Origin of the sequence: Rhizobium zaerense (genome assembly GCF_051810725.1) — a bacterium.
GTDB lineage: Bacteria > Pseudomonadota > Alphaproteobacteria > Rhizobiales > Rhizobiaceae > Rhizobium > Rhizobium leguminosarum_I.
Window position 1 is genome coordinate 32136 of record NZ_JBPWQY020000004.1, and the last position, 13935, is coordinate 46070.

Genomic DNA, 13935 nt, shown 5'->3' on the forward strand with positions numbered 1-13935 from the left:
GCCGAAAACTGTGAGCGATTTTCGGACGGCATCATGCTCTAACTCTTTAATTTAGAACAGGATTCAGACTTTGGGCCGACCCGGCCTAAAGCCATCCCGTTCTAGACGATCCGCAATCTCAGGAGCCTGTCGGCAAACCTCACACGCAGCCGGTAGATTTTCTCGGGCCAAGCAGATCTCAGCCGGGCGTCATCCACGACGATCTCGTCGATTTCGATCTCGCCGGCGCCCTCAACGAACATGCTGCCGAGGTCGGCTAGGTCGATCCTGGCCGGGCCGACGGTAGGCGGCAGGCATGTCATCAGCGACAGGACCGCCGGCTTGCCGCCGTCATAGGTGTCGACGATCTCGACATGGCGTCCGCGCAGCAGCGAAACGACGCGCCGATAGCTGTGCAGTTGCGCTTCGGACGGATAGGCGCCTGAAATATCGAGCGATATGCGCGCGCTCCCCTCGTCAAACCCGACCTCGACATCGCGCGCGCCAAAAGCTTCGCCGGCCGACTGCATGACGCCCGCAAATGTCGGCAGGTTGTGGAACGCCGACTGCATCGTCCATATCTCGTAGCGCCGCGCCGAAAAGGTCTTTGCGGTATAGGTCTCGACGCCGACGTCGATCAGCAACGGACGTCCATTCTTGTAAAGCGTCACGCTCCCGACATCGTTATGATTGTGGCCCTCGCCATTGTTGCCGCCCTTGACGGCAAGCGAAAACTGCTCGTCTCGGGCGATGAACAAGCCGATGCCGGGATAGAAGATATCGCGCTGGGATGCGGGATGAGGTTTGGCGGCAGCGGGAAGCGTCGGGCCGACCAGCAGTTCCTGCACGCGATACCAGAGGTTCCATTCCCCGGGCAGGTGCGGATTGTCGGCCCCAGCCCTGTCGGCTGCAGCGAACTCAGCCAGCATCTCAGAGCCGACCGCCTGTCCGAACAGGTATTCCCGCGCGCTGCAGGGTTCGACCACAGCGGAAGAATCCGCGAAGTTGAAATAGTAGCGGCCGGCCACATGCATATGAGCGATATATTCGGCCATGTTGCGGATCTTCGGCTGCTGCCAGAGCCCGGCGAACAGGCCGGGCGCCACGGCGTCCAGGACGGTCAACGCACCATGTAGGCAGAGCGCGGCGTGGCGGTAATAAAGCACGCCCTCCTCGCAGGCGCCGTCCTCGGCATAGTCCTTCAGGAAGGCGTCGAGGCTGCCGAGCGCCTTTTTGGCGACGGCGCGGCGCGTGGGCTGGCCCGTTTTCAGGGAGAAGACCGTCAACAGGATGTTCTGGGTTATCCATGCCGTCCAGTTGTTCATCCGCTCCTCACCGCGGCCCATCCACCAGAAATGCCTGCCGAGATAGGGCGAGAGGATGCGGATCTCGATCTCGCGCTCGACGCGTGCCGTAATCTCGGGGCTGATGGCGTCGAGCTCGTTGCGAAACAATGCGACGATGGTGGCAAGCAGGGCGGCCGTTTCGGCGGCGAAGAGGTCGACGACAGGCTGCGAATTGTCGGGAAGCGGCAAGCGTGCGCCGCTTCGTTCATAGGCGTTATGCGCCGGAAGCTGCCAACCGCTCTCCTCCGCGATCAGGAAAATGCCGTCGACGATCTTCGGCAGGAAGCGCGCGCCGGCTTCGACGAGTTCGCCGAGCACCAGATTGTCGAGCATCCGGCGCCGTCTGAAATAAAGCTCCTCGAAGCGCGCGCGGTTGCCGGTTTCGGTGTACTCCCGGTAGTCCGACGCCGTAATCAGCGGAAAGGCGCGCGCAAGCGTCTCTTCGGCTTCGCCAACGACCAGTTCCCGTACCGCCTGCGGCACCGCGCTCCATCTGAGGCGATCGGCGCAGACCGCCCCGGGCGTAAAATCGCCCAGCACATCGGGCAGATCCTCTGAAATCTCGCTGAACATGTCTCTCCCCGTGCCGGAAAAGCATCGATGGGCGTTTGGTCTGCATGCTCACCTATCATATGTCTTTTGCGCTTTCCACGAAATTCGTATGATCTATTCAGAACTTGTTTGACCAATACCGGATATGTGCTATGTGGTTGCAGGAGGAAGAGGAGGCATCGGTGTCCATATCCAATTCAGTCATCGCGACGGATGGCGCTCCGGCAACTTCTCGCCGGAAGGCTGCGGTCTTGTCCAAGCGCCAGCGCAGGATACGCAGCGCGCTCGTCGCCTATTCCTTCATTGCCCCGAATTTCATCGGCTTTGCCGTCTTCACGCTCGGCCCGATCCTGTTCGCCTTCGTGCTCGCCTTCATGCATTGGGACGGCTCGAATGCGATCACATTCGCCGGGCTGGATAATTTCTGGCGGCTCTTCGAGGACAAGGCCTTTATCGCGGCGTTCTGGAACACAGTGATCTATACGGTCGCCTCCGTGCCGGCGACGCTCATCTGCGCGCTCGGCCTCGCCGTTCTCCTCAACCAGAAGATCGCAGGGCGCGACTTCTTCCGCACGGCGATGTTCTTCCCCTATGTCGCCTCGCTGGTGGCCGTCGCCGTCGTCTGGAACATGATCTTTAATCCCGAGATGGGACCGGTGAACATGATCCTCTATACGCTCGGCCTCGATCCCAAGAACATGCCGGGATGGGCGGCCGATCGCCACTGGGCGATGGTGACGGTGATCCTCTTCGGCATCTGGAAGAACATGGGCTATTACATGGTCATCTATCTGGCCGGCCTGCAGGGCATCAATTCCGAACTCTATGAGGCCGCCGATCTCGATGGCGCCAATTCCTGGCAGAAGTTCATCCATGTCACCGTGCCGCAGCTCGGGCCGACGACCTTCTTCGTCACCGTGATGCTGACGATCCAGTCCTTCAAGGTGTTCGACCAGATCTACATGATCACCCAGGGCGGGCCTGGCACCTCGACACTCGTCCTCGTCTACCACATCTACAACGAGGCCTTCATTTCCTGGGATCTCGGCTATTCCAGCATGGTTTCGCTGGTGTTGTTCTTCCTCGTGCTTGCCGTCACCGTCTTCCAGTTCCGGCGCCAGAGGGAGGACGAGGCATGAGGATCGCCGGACGCAAGGTAACCGTCAGATCGGTCGCGATCTACGCCATCGTCATCGCCGTCACGCTCATCATGCTGATGCCCTTTGCCTGGATGCTTTCGGCATCCTTGAAGCTCAGCCGCGACGTGTTCGCTTTCCCGATCGAATGGATACCGTCCGAGCCGCAATGGCATAACTACGTCGATATCTGGACGAAGATCCCGCTCGCCTTGTTCATCTACAACACGTCGAAGCTGACGATCATCGTCACGCTGCTGCAGCTTTTGACCTCCAGCTTTGCCGCCTACGCCTTCGCCAAGCTGAATTTCCCCTACAGGAACACCCTGTTCCTCGGCTACATCGCCACCATCGCCATGCCCTGGCAGGTCTATATGGTGCCGCAATTCCTGCTGATGCGTGAATTCGGGCTCAACAACACCCATCTGGCGCTGATCTGCCTGCAGGCCTTCACCGCCTTCGGCGTCTTCCTGATGCGGCAGTTCTACATGTCGATCCCGACCGAGCTCTGCGAGGCGGCTCGCATCGACGGCATGAACGAGTACCAGATCTGGGCGCGCATCATGCTGCCGCTGTCGAAACCCGCGCTCTCGACGCTGACGATCTTCACCTTCGTCACCACCTGGAACGATTTTCTCGGGCCGATGATCTATCTCACAAAGACCGAGCTGAAGACCGTCCAGATCGGCCTGCGCATGTTCATCTCGCAATATTCGGCCGAATACGGGCTCATCATGGCGGCCTCCGTCGTCGCCCTCATTCCGGTCCTCGTCGTCTTCCTTGTTCTCCAGCGCTTCTTTGTCGAGGGCATCGCCTCGACTGGATTGAAGGGTTAAGCCGTGAACGCCGTTTCATCCGTCGCCCCGCAGCCGATTACCGATGAGGAAGTGAAGGCCGCGCTCGATATCGCCGTCGAGCAGGTCAGGCGCAACCTTCCAGAATTCACCCACGCCGCGCAGAACCATTCGAGCATCAAGAATTTCTATCCCCCCGTGGCGAACGATCAGTGGACCGCCGGCTTCTGGCCCGGCGAGCTGTGGCTCGCATTCGAACACAGCGGCGACGCGGCTTTCCGGGATGCGGCACAAATTCAGGTCCAATCGTTCCTGCATCGGATCGTCAATCGCATTGAGACCGATCATCACGATATGGGCTTTCTCTATTCGCCCTCCTGCATCGCCGCCTGGAAACTTGTCGGCGACGAGGATGGCCGCAGAGCCGCGATCCTTGCCGCCGACCAGCTGATCGAGCGTTTCCAGCCGATCGGCCAGTTCATCCAGGCCTGGGGCCGCAAAGGGGTGGCGGAAGAATACCGCTACATCATCGACTGCCTCTTGAACCTGCCGCTGCTCTACTGGGCAAGCCGCGAGACTGGCGATCCGAAATACCGCGAGATCGCGCTCATTCACGCCCGCACCACGCTTGCCAACTCGGTGCGGCCGGATGATTCCACCTATCACACCTTCTATATGGACCCGGTCACCGGCGCGCCGGTGCGCGGCGCCACCAAACAGGGTTACAAAGACGACAGCGCCTGGGCGCGCGGACAGGCCTGGGCAATCGCTGGAATGGCCCTCTCCTATCGCTATGAGCGGGTCGAGGAATATCGCCAAACCTTCGACCGGCTGCTCGCCTTCTATCTCAACCGGCTGCCGGGCGACATGGTGCCCTATTGGGACCTCGTCTTTTCGGACGGCGACAGCGAGCCGCGCGACAGTTCGTCGGCCTCGATCACCGCCTGCGGCCTTCTGGAAATGGCCGATCTCGTCGAGCCGGAACCGGCAGCACACTATCGCGCGCTGGCGCGGCGCATGATGAAGAGCCTTGCGGATCACTATGCGGTCAAGGATCCCAAGGCCTCCAACGGCCTGGTGCTGCACGCCACCTATTCGAAGAAATCGCCGTTCAACACCTGCCGCGGCGAGGGTGTCGATGAATGCGTCTCCTGGGGAGATTATTATTACATGGAAGCTTTGACGCGCCTTTCGCGCAGCTGGTCTTCCTATTGGTGAATTCAGGAGAACCCGATGGCCAGCATTTCGCTTAAAGAGTTGAACAAGAGCTACGGTGCGCTCACCGTCGTCCACGACATCGACCTCGAGATCGCCGACAAGGAATTCATCATTCTGGTCGGCCCCTCCGGCTGCGGCAAATCGACGACGCTGCGGATGATCGCCGGCCTCGAAGAAATATCGGGAGGAGAGCTCAAGATCGGCGGCGACGTCATGAACGACGTCCCTTCCAAAGATCGGGATATCGCCATGGTCTTCCAGAATTACGCGCTCTACCCGCATATGACCGTCTACAAGAACATGGCGTTCGGCCTGCAGCTCAGGAAGGTGTCGCGCGACTTCATCGATGCCCAGGTGCAGGACGCCGCCAGGATCCTCGACATCTCTCATCTCCTGAATCGCAAGCCGAAGGCGCTTTCAGGCGGCCAGCGCCAGCGCGTCGCGCTCGGCCGCGCCATGGTGCGCAATCCGGCGGTCTTCCTTCTCGACGAGCCGCTTTCCAACCTCGACGCCAAGCTGCGCGGCACGATGCGTTCGGAAATCACCAAGCTGCACAAGCGCCTCAACGCCACCTTCATCTACGTCACCCATGACCAGGTCGAGGCCATGACCATGGCGGACCGGATCGTCGTCATGAAGGACGGGCACATCCAGCAGGTGGATACGCCGCAGAACCTCTATGACCGCCCCGTCAATATGTTCGTCGCCGGCTTCATCGGCGCACCGCAGATGAACATGCTGCCCTCGACCATTACCCGCCGGAGCGACGGCTACGTCGCTGTCTTCGACGGCCGGGAACTGCCGCTTCCCGCCCATTTCGACAAGCGCAGGATCGCCCCTTACGAGGGTCGCGAGTTGATGCTCGGCATCCGTCCCGAGAATTTCCACGAGCTGCCGCCGGCCGACATCGCGCCCGAGAACCTGGCGCCCCTCAAGGCGATCGTCGAACTTGCCGAACCGATGGGCTCGGAAGTGCACCTGAACATGGTGGCAGGCGGTCGCAATCTCATCGCCCGCGTCTCGCCGCGCTACCGGCCCGAGATCGGCGAGGAGGCGGCGCTGGTCGCCGATATGACCAATGCGCAGCTGTTCGACACGGAAACGGAACGCTCGATTCTATACTGAGGCGCCTGCGGGAGACGGCTATGGATTGGTTGCGGGACATGTGGACGAGGGAGGGACCGGGCATTCCGAAGGATGCTCCGAGGAGGACCGGCCTTGCGCTGTTCGCCGAGATCCTCGTCCGCGAATGGTGGGAGATGGTCAAGCTGAACATGTTGTTCATCCTGGCCGGCCTCTTCGTCGTAACGCTGCCGGCAGCCCTCGCCGCCATGGCCCGGGTCTCGGTGGCCCTCGTGGAAGACCGCAACTCCTATCTGCTGCGGGACTTCACGGAAGCCTTTCTGCGCTACTTCTGGCGCGCCACAGCCTGGGGCCTGGCGCTGGCGGGCGCTCTCGCAGTCTGCCTCTATGCGATAGCAACCTATGCCGCCGGCGCACGCCACAATCTGTTGCTAAGCGCACCGCTGACGATCGCGCTCGTCGCCACCGCCTTCGTCGCGGTCCTCGCCTGCCATCTCTTCGTTTTGATGGTGATGCGCGATCTGCCTGCTCTCATGCTGCTGCGCCTCGCCGCCCTCGCCTCCATTGTCCGTCCTTTCCCGGCGCTTGCAGCCCTCGCCTTTACCGCCAGCCTTTGGCTGGCGCACATCCTCTTCTATCCGGTTTCGGTGTTCATGCCGGCAATCTTCAATTTTTCACTCGGAATGTTCGCCGTCGCATTCGGCGTCCATCGGGCGGCGGTGACGGTTCTACACCTGCCAAACGCAAGACAGCCGCACCGCGAACCGCATAGAAGAGACGCTTCATAAAATAACTGATCCAGAGATGATCCAGGGAAGGAGAACGGGAATGTATTTGGAAAAATTCGGGGGGACGGTGAAACTTGCCGTGGCGGGTTTCACCTTGGCGGCGATGACGGCCGGCGCAGCGCTTGCTCAGGACGCCGTGACGCTCAAATGGGCTTTGTGGGACTGGGACAAGACCGCCTACTACAAGCCGCTGATCGAGGCCTATCAGGCCAAGCACCCCAACGTGAAGTTCGAGCCGATGGACCTCGGCTCGCAAGACTACCAGCAGATGATCTCGACGCAACTGACCGGCGGCTCCAAGGACATCGACATCGTCACCGTCAAGGATGTGCCGGGCTACACCAACCTGGTGCGCGCCGGTAACATCGCCGATCTCAGCGGCTTCGTGAAGGATCAGAAGATCGACCCGGCTCCCTTTGGCGGCCTGATCGAAGAGCTGACCATCGACGGCAAGATCTATTCGCTGCCGTTCCGCTCCGACTTCTGGATCGTCTATTACAACAAAGACATCTTCGACAAAGCCGGCGTCCCCTACCCCACCAATGACATGACCTGGGCGCAGTTCGACGCGACCGCCGAGAAGCTTACGGGCGGCATGGGCACCAACAAGACCTATGGCGCGCTGCTGCACACCTGGCGTTCGACCGTCCAGCTGCCCGGCATCCTTGACGGAAAACACACGCTCGTCGATGGCGACTACGCCTTCCTGAAGCCCTGGTACGAGCGGGCGCTGACCCTGCAGAAGGACGGCGCCATTCCCTCCTACGCCTTCCTCAAGACGTCGAACACGCATTATTCGGCGCTCTTCTTCAACGGCACGATCGGCATGCTGCCGATGGGCACTTGGTTCGTCGGCACCCAGATCGCCAAGGTGAAATCGGGTGAATCGAAGAGCAAGAACTGGGGCATCGTGAAGTTCCCGCATCCGGACGGCGTTGCAGCCGGCACGACGGCTGCACAGATTTCGGGTCTGGCGGTCAACACCAATTCCGGGCACAAGGATGCAGCCCTCGACTTTATCAAGTTCGTCACCGGTCCTGAGGGCGCTGCCGTCATCGCATCGACGGGCACCTTCCCAGCGCTCAAGACCGCCGATGTCAGCGCAAAGATCGCGGCAACACCCGGCTTTCCTGAGGACGCAGCCAGCAAGGAGGCGCTGATACCGTCGAAAGCCTATCTGGAAATGGCAGTCAATCCGAACGCCGCCAAGATCGAGGTCGTGCTCAATCGCGTGCATGACGCGATGATGACCGACAATACCTCCATCGACGACGGATTGAAGGAAATGACCGAAGGCGTGAAGGCCATCAAGTAAGCCTCGCAAGATTGCCCTGGCCGCGGACCGGCATCTGGCCCGCGGCCGATTTGGTTTGAGGAATTTCGAGCTGACGATGATCTATGATCCCGCAAGGGCCAATCCGCTTTTCGGCAATCCCCTGAGGACACGCGACGACCTGGCCAAGGCCGTCACCGATCTCTTCGAGCCGCTGCTGCCGTATTTTTCCGAAGGCGGCGCCCGTGTGCGCCTCGGCGCAGCCGGCGCGACCTTCGATCGGGCGGCGGCGGATCTGGAGGGATTTGCACGGCCGCTCTGGGGGATCGTTCCGCTCGTTGCCGGCGGAGGCACGTTTCCGCATTGGGATCTCTATCGCCGCGGCCTGGCAAACGGCACCAATCCTGCTCACCCCGAATATTGGGGCGATCTTGCCGACCGCAATCAGCGGCTGGTCGAGCTCGCCGCCGTCGGCTTCGCCCTGTCGCTCGTTCCCGAGCACATCTGGGAACCGCTTGACGACAGCGAGAAGAAAACGGTCTCTGCCTATCTTCTCAGGGCGCGCGAGTTGGAATTCATCGATAACAACTGGAAATTTTTCCGTGTGCTCATCGATCTCGGGCTGGAACGCGTGAGCGTGGCGTTCGATCACCGGAAAACCCTCGCCTATCTCGACGAACTGGAGGCCTTCGACCTCGGGTACGGCTGGTATCGCGACGGGCCGGTTCGGCGGGTCGATCATTACATTCCCTTCGCCATGCATTTCTACGGCCTGATCTATGCCGTGCTGGCCAAGGGCGACGAGGCGCGCAAGGATCGGTTCCGGGGTCGCGCCGAGATCTTCGCCAGGGATATTCGCCACTGGTTCGGCCCGGATGGCGCAGCCCTTGCCTTCGGCCGCAGCCAGACCTACCGCTTTGCGGCGGGCGGCTTTTGGGGCGCGCTTGCCTTTGCCGGCGTCGAGGCGCTGCCCTGGGCTGAGATCAAGGGCTATTACATGCGCCATATCCGCTGGTGGTCCGCCATGCCGATTGCCGATCGCGACGGCGTTCTTTCGGTCGGCTACGGCTATCCGAACCTCTTCATGAGCGAGAGCTACAACTCTCCCGGTTCACCCTATTGGGCGCTGAAATTCTTCCTGCCGCTCGCTCTTCCGCAGGGTCATCCGTTCTGGACCGCCGAAGAGGCACCGCAGCCGGAATTTCCGGAACCGGTTGCGTTGACGCCAGCGGGAATGGTCGCCATGCACACGCCGGGAAACGTGGTCGTACTCTCCTCAGGGCAGCAGCACGACAAGATGCTTGGCGCAAACGAGAAATATTCGAAATTCGTCTATTCCACACGCTACGCCTTCAACATCGAAGCCAACGACCGGAATTTCTCCGCCGCAAGCTTTGACGGCATGCTCGGCCTCTCCGATGACGGCGTCCATTTCCGCATGCGGGAAACCCTCGAAGAGGCGTTGATGACAGGTGACCTGCTCTATTCGCGCTGGCGCCCCTGGAGCGATGTCACCATCGAGACCTGGCTGCTTCCCGAAAACCCGTGGCACATTCGCATCCACCGCATCGCCACGCCGCGCATCCTGCTGACCATCGAGGGCGGCTTTGCGATCGAACGCGCGGATTTCAATGCCGATCGCTCCGATGCAAGCGATGGCCGGGCCGTCTGGTACGGACGGACCGACGTCAGCGCCATCGTCGATCTATCGCCCAATCCGAGGGTCGGCCATGCGATGAGCCCGATCCCGAACACCAATCTCATCCACGCCAAGACCCTGCTGCCGCAGCTGCGCGGCGAAAGCGGCCCAGGCACCACCGTGCTGGTGACCGCCGCGATGGCCCTGCCCAGCCGTGAAAACTGGGCAAAGGCGCTCGATAATCCGCCGGCCTGTCCCCGCCTCGACGAGGTGGAACGGCTCTTTCGCGAAAAAGGCACCCCGGTGCCGGCATTCGCCCTCGGGACGTAGCTTGGGGGCATTGGCTTCCGGGGTTCAACCGGGAGCCAGGAGATTGATTATCGTGCGATCAGCTCGGAACGGTATGCTTCAGAGATGCGCTGCGCCAACTGTGCCATTTGATCGTCAGGTATCTGCAAAACCCCGTATTCCGCCATCAGTGCATGGTATTGCTGCTCTTCAAGAGGTACACCTGAAGGCAAGGGAACGACATGAAAATGCAGGTGGCTATTGGCTTGTTGGCTGCCGAGCGAAAGCACATAAATTCGCTCGGCGTCGAACACGCTCTTGAGGGCGCGCGCCAAGACATGCACCTTCTCCTGTAATCGAAGATATTCATCCGTCGACATGTCCCGCGCGAGATCCTCACGGTGCTCCCTCGGACAGACGATGCAATAACCCGATAGAGTGGGATATTTGCTCAGGAAAATGATCGTCTCGTCGTCTTCAAAAACGCGATGGTGAAAGAAGTCAGGGTCGTTCCTGACCAAGCCGCAGATAAAGCATGGCCTTGTTCCGATGTCGTGCCCATAAGCCTTGAGATCAAATGGTTGGCGTTCGGCCATTCTGAGCCTCTGTCGTCTCACGCGCGGCGGTCCCGGACGCCGGAACTATTGCAAAAGCCATTGTCGCGAAAATAACACGCGCCAAGACCGGCTGCCAACCGTAATATTTTCGGATTACTCCAAGTAATTATATTTATATCTTCGATAAAATAGCAAAATATCCGTTCATCGTAATATTGTTGAACTACAGCTGGGCAAAGCGTAGGGATGTACTGGCCTTTCATTTTTCAAGGCCAGAGGAGGATGCAATGCCAACCATAATGGTCCATCACAATGTCAAGGACACGAAACACTGGCTCGCTTCACCGATGCGCAAACAGATATTCGAACCGATCGGCGTCACGAACATTCGCACGTTTACGGATCCTCAGACGTCCAACCATGTCGGCCTGGTCATGGACGTTGCTGATATGGATAAGTTGATGGCCTTCATGCAGACCAAGGCGGCGGCCGATGCGATGGCGAGTGACGGCGTCTTGCCCGAGACCATGACGTTCCTCGTGCAATCGTAACACGCGTCTGAACCGAACTTGAAAACGCAACGCGGGAGGATGATATGACGACATTATTCGTGAGGCACGAGGTTTCCGACTACGCCACTTGGCGCAAGACATATGATGCGTTTCATCAGGTGCAGAAGGCCAACGGGGTGACGGCGCAAGCCGTTTATCGCGCCATCGACAATCCGAACGATATTACCGTCACCCACGAGTTTACCACGTTTGAAGCGGCGCAGGCATTCAGCAAGCTGGACGAACTGAAGACGGCGATGCGTACGGCAGGTGTGCTCGGCGCGCCGACGGTGTGGTTTGCCAACAAAGCATGAAATGGGCCAAAACGGCCTCCGCCGCCGTGCCATGGCGGCCGCCGGCTCTCGATGCATGACATGAAGGCGGGTAGTGGACGCTTGCCCGATTGCCGACAATGCCGGCGAACTGCGTAAAATTATGATCCGCTCGTTATGTCGCGCAGGAGATCCAGTCCGCGCTGGTATTTTTCCGTTTTCTTGCCGGCCTGTTCGGCCTGCCGGAGATTGTCTTCCAGATCGGCGCGTTTGACGGGCAAGGATAGCGGGTTTGATGCCGCACGCCTGACGAAGTCGTCGTCCGGCTCGTCCGGCCGCCGTGTCAGAGCATTTACCGCGGAGATGATCGCCGGCGGAAAGCCTTCCTCCCTCAGCCTGTCGAGCGTCCAGCCGTTTCCCTTCTCGACGACGTCATGAAGGTAGGCAACCGTTCGTGGCTCGTCGCCGGAAACGAGAAGGGCTACCCGCTGGCAGTGCTCGAAGAACGGCTGGCCGGTCTTGTCTGACTGACCTTCATGGGCCGTAAGTGCGATCTGGATGGCATGGTCGAGATGCTGCATGACGATCACGGCCCTTCGGTCTTCCTGATCTTCCGCGTGGAAGGTCTTTCGCCCGTCGTCATCTCGATGTCAGGCACCGGAGCCTTGGCGGCCTCAACAGGCCTCGTTCTTGGCCGATCGAAATCGGCGCTTTCACCGGCGCCCTGAAGCAGGGCCGCATCATCCCTGTCGTCTTCATCGAGCAGGTCCTGCAGCGTCTCGTGCTCATCCTCACCGGCCAGTTCGTCGCAGGCTTGCAGCCAATGGCGCTTGTCGGCGCCCTCCGGGCGGCCCTCGGCCTCCCAGATTTCGTAGGCGCGCTGGCGAATCTGCTCGTGCTTGTCTATAGCCATGGCCTTCTCCAAGCGCATTGGGATGAGCCGTCCGAAGAGCGACTCTTCAAGGCGTGTTGATGGTTGGAAGGAAATCCTCCACCTGTTTGCGTTGATCCTTTGGAAGCGTTTCCACCTGTTCCTTCCAGAACCGTTCCGCCTCCGGCGGATCCTCATCCCATTGGCGAACGTCGGTGATATTGTGGTCGATCATGGATCGGCGGTGGCCACCGAGGCTAAGATAGTCCATTGCAAGCTTCAGGCTTGGGGTTACGGTGCCGCTATCGCGATCTGATGCCGACCTCGCGTTGCGCAGGGCGTTTGCCAATGCCCTTTGGCGATCGATCTCGGCCCGTTCGGTATCGGCGGACCGGGCATCGTCCGTGCCGCTCTCTGGCGGCACGTTGGATCTAGAAGTCGTCATGGATCACCTTTCGATGTTGTGATCCAATAACCTCTGCAAACGAGGAGAGTTCCGCGCGCGTGTAGAGAATGATTTGGGCGGGTGGCGGGCCGCATCGCCCGGGGCGCGATCAATGCACGGCCATGCTCACCATCCGATAGGGGTGCACGGCTTCGAATTGTGAGATCATCGCCGTTGCCTGCTGCAATACCAGCTCGGCATTTTCCGGATCGTCACGGGCGAGTTCGTCGGCGTTGACGCGGATCGCTTCGGCCATGTTGTTGGAAAGTGCCGCAAAATGCATATTGCCTTCGACAAGGGCCTCACGCGCCGTGTCCTCCAGCGTACGAGCGATATCGACGAAGATTTCCTCGCGTTCCTCGATACTGAGGTCTTTGATCAGTTTGGTGTTCTCTTCCATGTCACTCACTCCTAAAGACGTGGGACGGTGGCCGAGCTCATCAAGCCTCGGCCACCACAGAACTAGGAATGGCGAAATCCGGATTCAAGCCTCAATGCCATTCGCCTTTTTATTCGAACGCAGGAGCGGATTGTCTGTTCCCTGTCGGGCGTTAGCAGTCTCCGGCGGAGAGTGCTAATTTTTCTTTCGTCGCCTCTTGAAATTGCTGAACCCTCGAACCAGATCATTCGCGCAAGGCGCGCGCGCGAACCTGCACCCGCCCGGATCGGTTATCCGGTCCGGCCGCGGGAACAACGTCATCATTGTTTGTCGATGGAGGAAGATATGTCGTTCCGACCGCTTCATGACCGCATTCTCGTCCGCCGGGTCGATTCACAAGAAAAGACAAAGGGCGGCATCATCATTCCAGACACCGCCAAGGAGAAGCCGCAGGAAGGCGAGGTCATCGCCGTCGGCCCCGGCGCGCGCAACGAAGCCGGCCAGATCCAGTCGCTTGACGTTAAGGTCGGCGATCGCATCCTGTTCGGCAAATGGTCCGGCACCGAGATCAAAATCAATGGCGAAGACCTGCTGATCATGAAGGAAAGCGACGTGATGGGCATCATCGAGGCCCAAGGCGAAAAGAAGCAGGCCGCCTGAGGTCCCTGCTGACATCGGTCGATGCTGGAGCGCTTCAGCTTTTCATGGAAACGCAGAACCGTTCCAAGCTTTTATTTTACGCAATTCCGAGCGAAAACGCACTT

Annotated in this window: 16 protein-coding genes; 10 read left to right on the plus strand and 6 right to left on the minus strand. The window is 59.9% G+C overall.

Annotation, left to right across the window (positions count from 1 at the left end; translation table 11 throughout):
- Window positions 1–101 precede the first annotated feature (101 nt).
- Window positions 102–1898: a heparinase II/III domain-containing protein gene (locus ACS4RR_RS28115; RefSeq protein WP_456190461.1), complete on the minus strand. Its 1797-nt coding sequence runs from the start codon at window positions 1896–1898 to the stop codon at window positions 102–104.
- Between the two features lie 131 nt (window positions 1899–2029).
- On the opposite strand from ACS4RR_RS28115, the gene ACS4RR_RS28120 reads away from it, so the two are divergent.
- From ACS4RR_RS28120 to ACS4RR_RS28150, 7 genes are all read left to right on the plus strand, one after another.
- The gene (locus ACS4RR_RS28120) at window positions 2030–3016 is read left to right on the plus strand and encodes a carbohydrate ABC transporter permease (RefSeq protein WP_017967488.1); all 987 of its coding nucleotides are present in this window, start codon (window positions 2030–2032) and stop codon (window positions 3014–3016) included.
- Window positions 3013–3849, plus strand: coding sequence for a carbohydrate ABC transporter permease (locus tag ACS4RR_RS28125; protein WP_260111232.1), 837 nt, complete (start codon window positions 3013–3015; stop codon window positions 3847–3849). The genes ACS4RR_RS28120 and ACS4RR_RS28125 overlap by 4 nt, the downstream gene beginning before the upstream one ends.
- 3 nt (window positions 3850–3852) lie before the next feature.
- The gene (locus ACS4RR_RS28130; RefSeq protein WP_260111231.1) at window positions 3853–5025 is read left to right on the plus strand and encodes a glycoside hydrolase family 88 protein; all 1173 of its coding nucleotides are present in this window, start codon (window positions 3853–3855) and stop codon (window positions 5023–5025) included.
- Between the two features lie 15 nt (window positions 5026–5040).
- The gene (locus tag ACS4RR_RS28135) at window positions 5041–6150 is read left to right on the plus strand and encodes an ABC transporter ATP-binding protein (RefSeq protein ID WP_260111230.1); all 1110 of its coding nucleotides are present in this window, start codon (window positions 5041–5043) and stop codon (window positions 6148–6150) included.
- A gap of 20 nt (window positions 6151–6170) precedes the next feature.
- Entirely contained in the window at window positions 6171–6896 is a 726-nt protein-coding gene (locus ACS4RR_RS28140) for a DUF624 domain-containing protein (RefSeq protein ID WP_260111229.1), read from the plus strand.
- A gap of 40 nt (window positions 6897–6936) precedes the next feature.
- Window positions 6937–8211: an ABC transporter substrate-binding protein gene (locus ACS4RR_RS28145; RefSeq protein ID WP_260111228.1), complete on the plus strand. Its 1275-nt coding sequence runs from the start codon at window positions 6937–6939 to the stop codon at window positions 8209–8211.
- 76 nt (window positions 8212–8287) lie between these two features.
- On the plus strand, window positions 8288–10138 hold the full coding sequence (locus tag ACS4RR_RS28150; protein ID WP_260111227.1) for a DUF2264 domain-containing protein: 1851 nt from the start codon (window positions 8288–8290) through the stop codon (window positions 10136–10138).
- Window positions 10139–10185: 47 nt separating this feature from the next.
- Here the strand turns inward: ACS4RR_RS28150 and ACS4RR_RS28155 are convergent, their stop codons facing one another.
- The gene (locus tag ACS4RR_RS28155; RefSeq protein WP_260111226.1) at window positions 10186–10692 is read right to left on the minus strand and encodes an HIT family protein; all 507 of its coding nucleotides are present in this window, start codon (window positions 10690–10692) and stop codon (window positions 10186–10188) included.
- 248 nt (window positions 10693–10940) lie between these two features.
- On the opposite strand from ACS4RR_RS28155, the gene ACS4RR_RS28160 reads away from it, so the two are divergent.
- The gene (locus ACS4RR_RS28160) at window positions 10941–11204 is read left to right on the plus strand and encodes a hypothetical protein (protein ID WP_170259615.1); all 264 of its coding nucleotides are present in this window, start codon (window positions 10941–10943) and stop codon (window positions 11202–11204) included.
- A gap of 44 nt (window positions 11205–11248) precedes the next feature.
- Window positions 11249–11518, plus strand: a complete 270-nt coding sequence (locus ACS4RR_RS28165; protein WP_260111225.1) for a cyclase — start codon at window positions 11249–11251, stop codon at window positions 11516–11518.
- Window positions 11519–11637: 119 nt separating this feature from the next.
- On the opposite strand, the gene ACS4RR_RS28170 is transcribed toward ACS4RR_RS28165, so the two are convergent.
- The 4 genes from ACS4RR_RS28170 to ACS4RR_RS28185 form a co-directional block, all read right to left on the minus strand.
- Complete coding sequence (locus ACS4RR_RS28170) at window positions 11638–12057, minus strand: HD domain-containing protein (RefSeq protein WP_170259734.1); 420 nt, start codon at window positions 12055–12057, stop codon at window positions 11638–11640.
- 5 nt (window positions 12058–12062) lie between these two features.
- Window positions 12063–12389: a DUF2934 domain-containing protein gene (locus ACS4RR_RS28175; RefSeq protein WP_260111224.1), complete on the minus strand. Its 327-nt coding sequence runs from the start codon at window positions 12387–12389 to the stop codon at window positions 12063–12065.
- A gap of 46 nt (window positions 12390–12435) precedes the next feature.
- On the minus strand, window positions 12436–12792 hold the full coding sequence (locus tag ACS4RR_RS28180) for a hypothetical protein (RefSeq protein ID WP_456190462.1): 357 nt from the start codon (window positions 12790–12792) through the stop codon (window positions 12436–12438).
- A gap of 109 nt (window positions 12793–12901) precedes the next feature.
- Window positions 12902–13192 (minus strand): hypothetical protein, encoded by a 291-nt coding sequence (locus ACS4RR_RS28185; protein WP_260111222.1) that lies wholly within the window; start codon window positions 13190–13192, stop codon window positions 12902–12904.
- 324 nt (window positions 13193–13516) lie between these two features.
- Between ACS4RR_RS28185 and ACS4RR_RS28190 the strand changes: the two genes are divergently transcribed.
- Window positions 13517–13831, plus strand: a complete 315-nt coding sequence (locus tag ACS4RR_RS28190; RefSeq protein WP_170259611.1) for a co-chaperone GroES — start codon at window positions 13517–13519, stop codon at window positions 13829–13831.
- The last annotated feature ends 104 nt before the right edge of the window (window positions 13832–13935 follow it).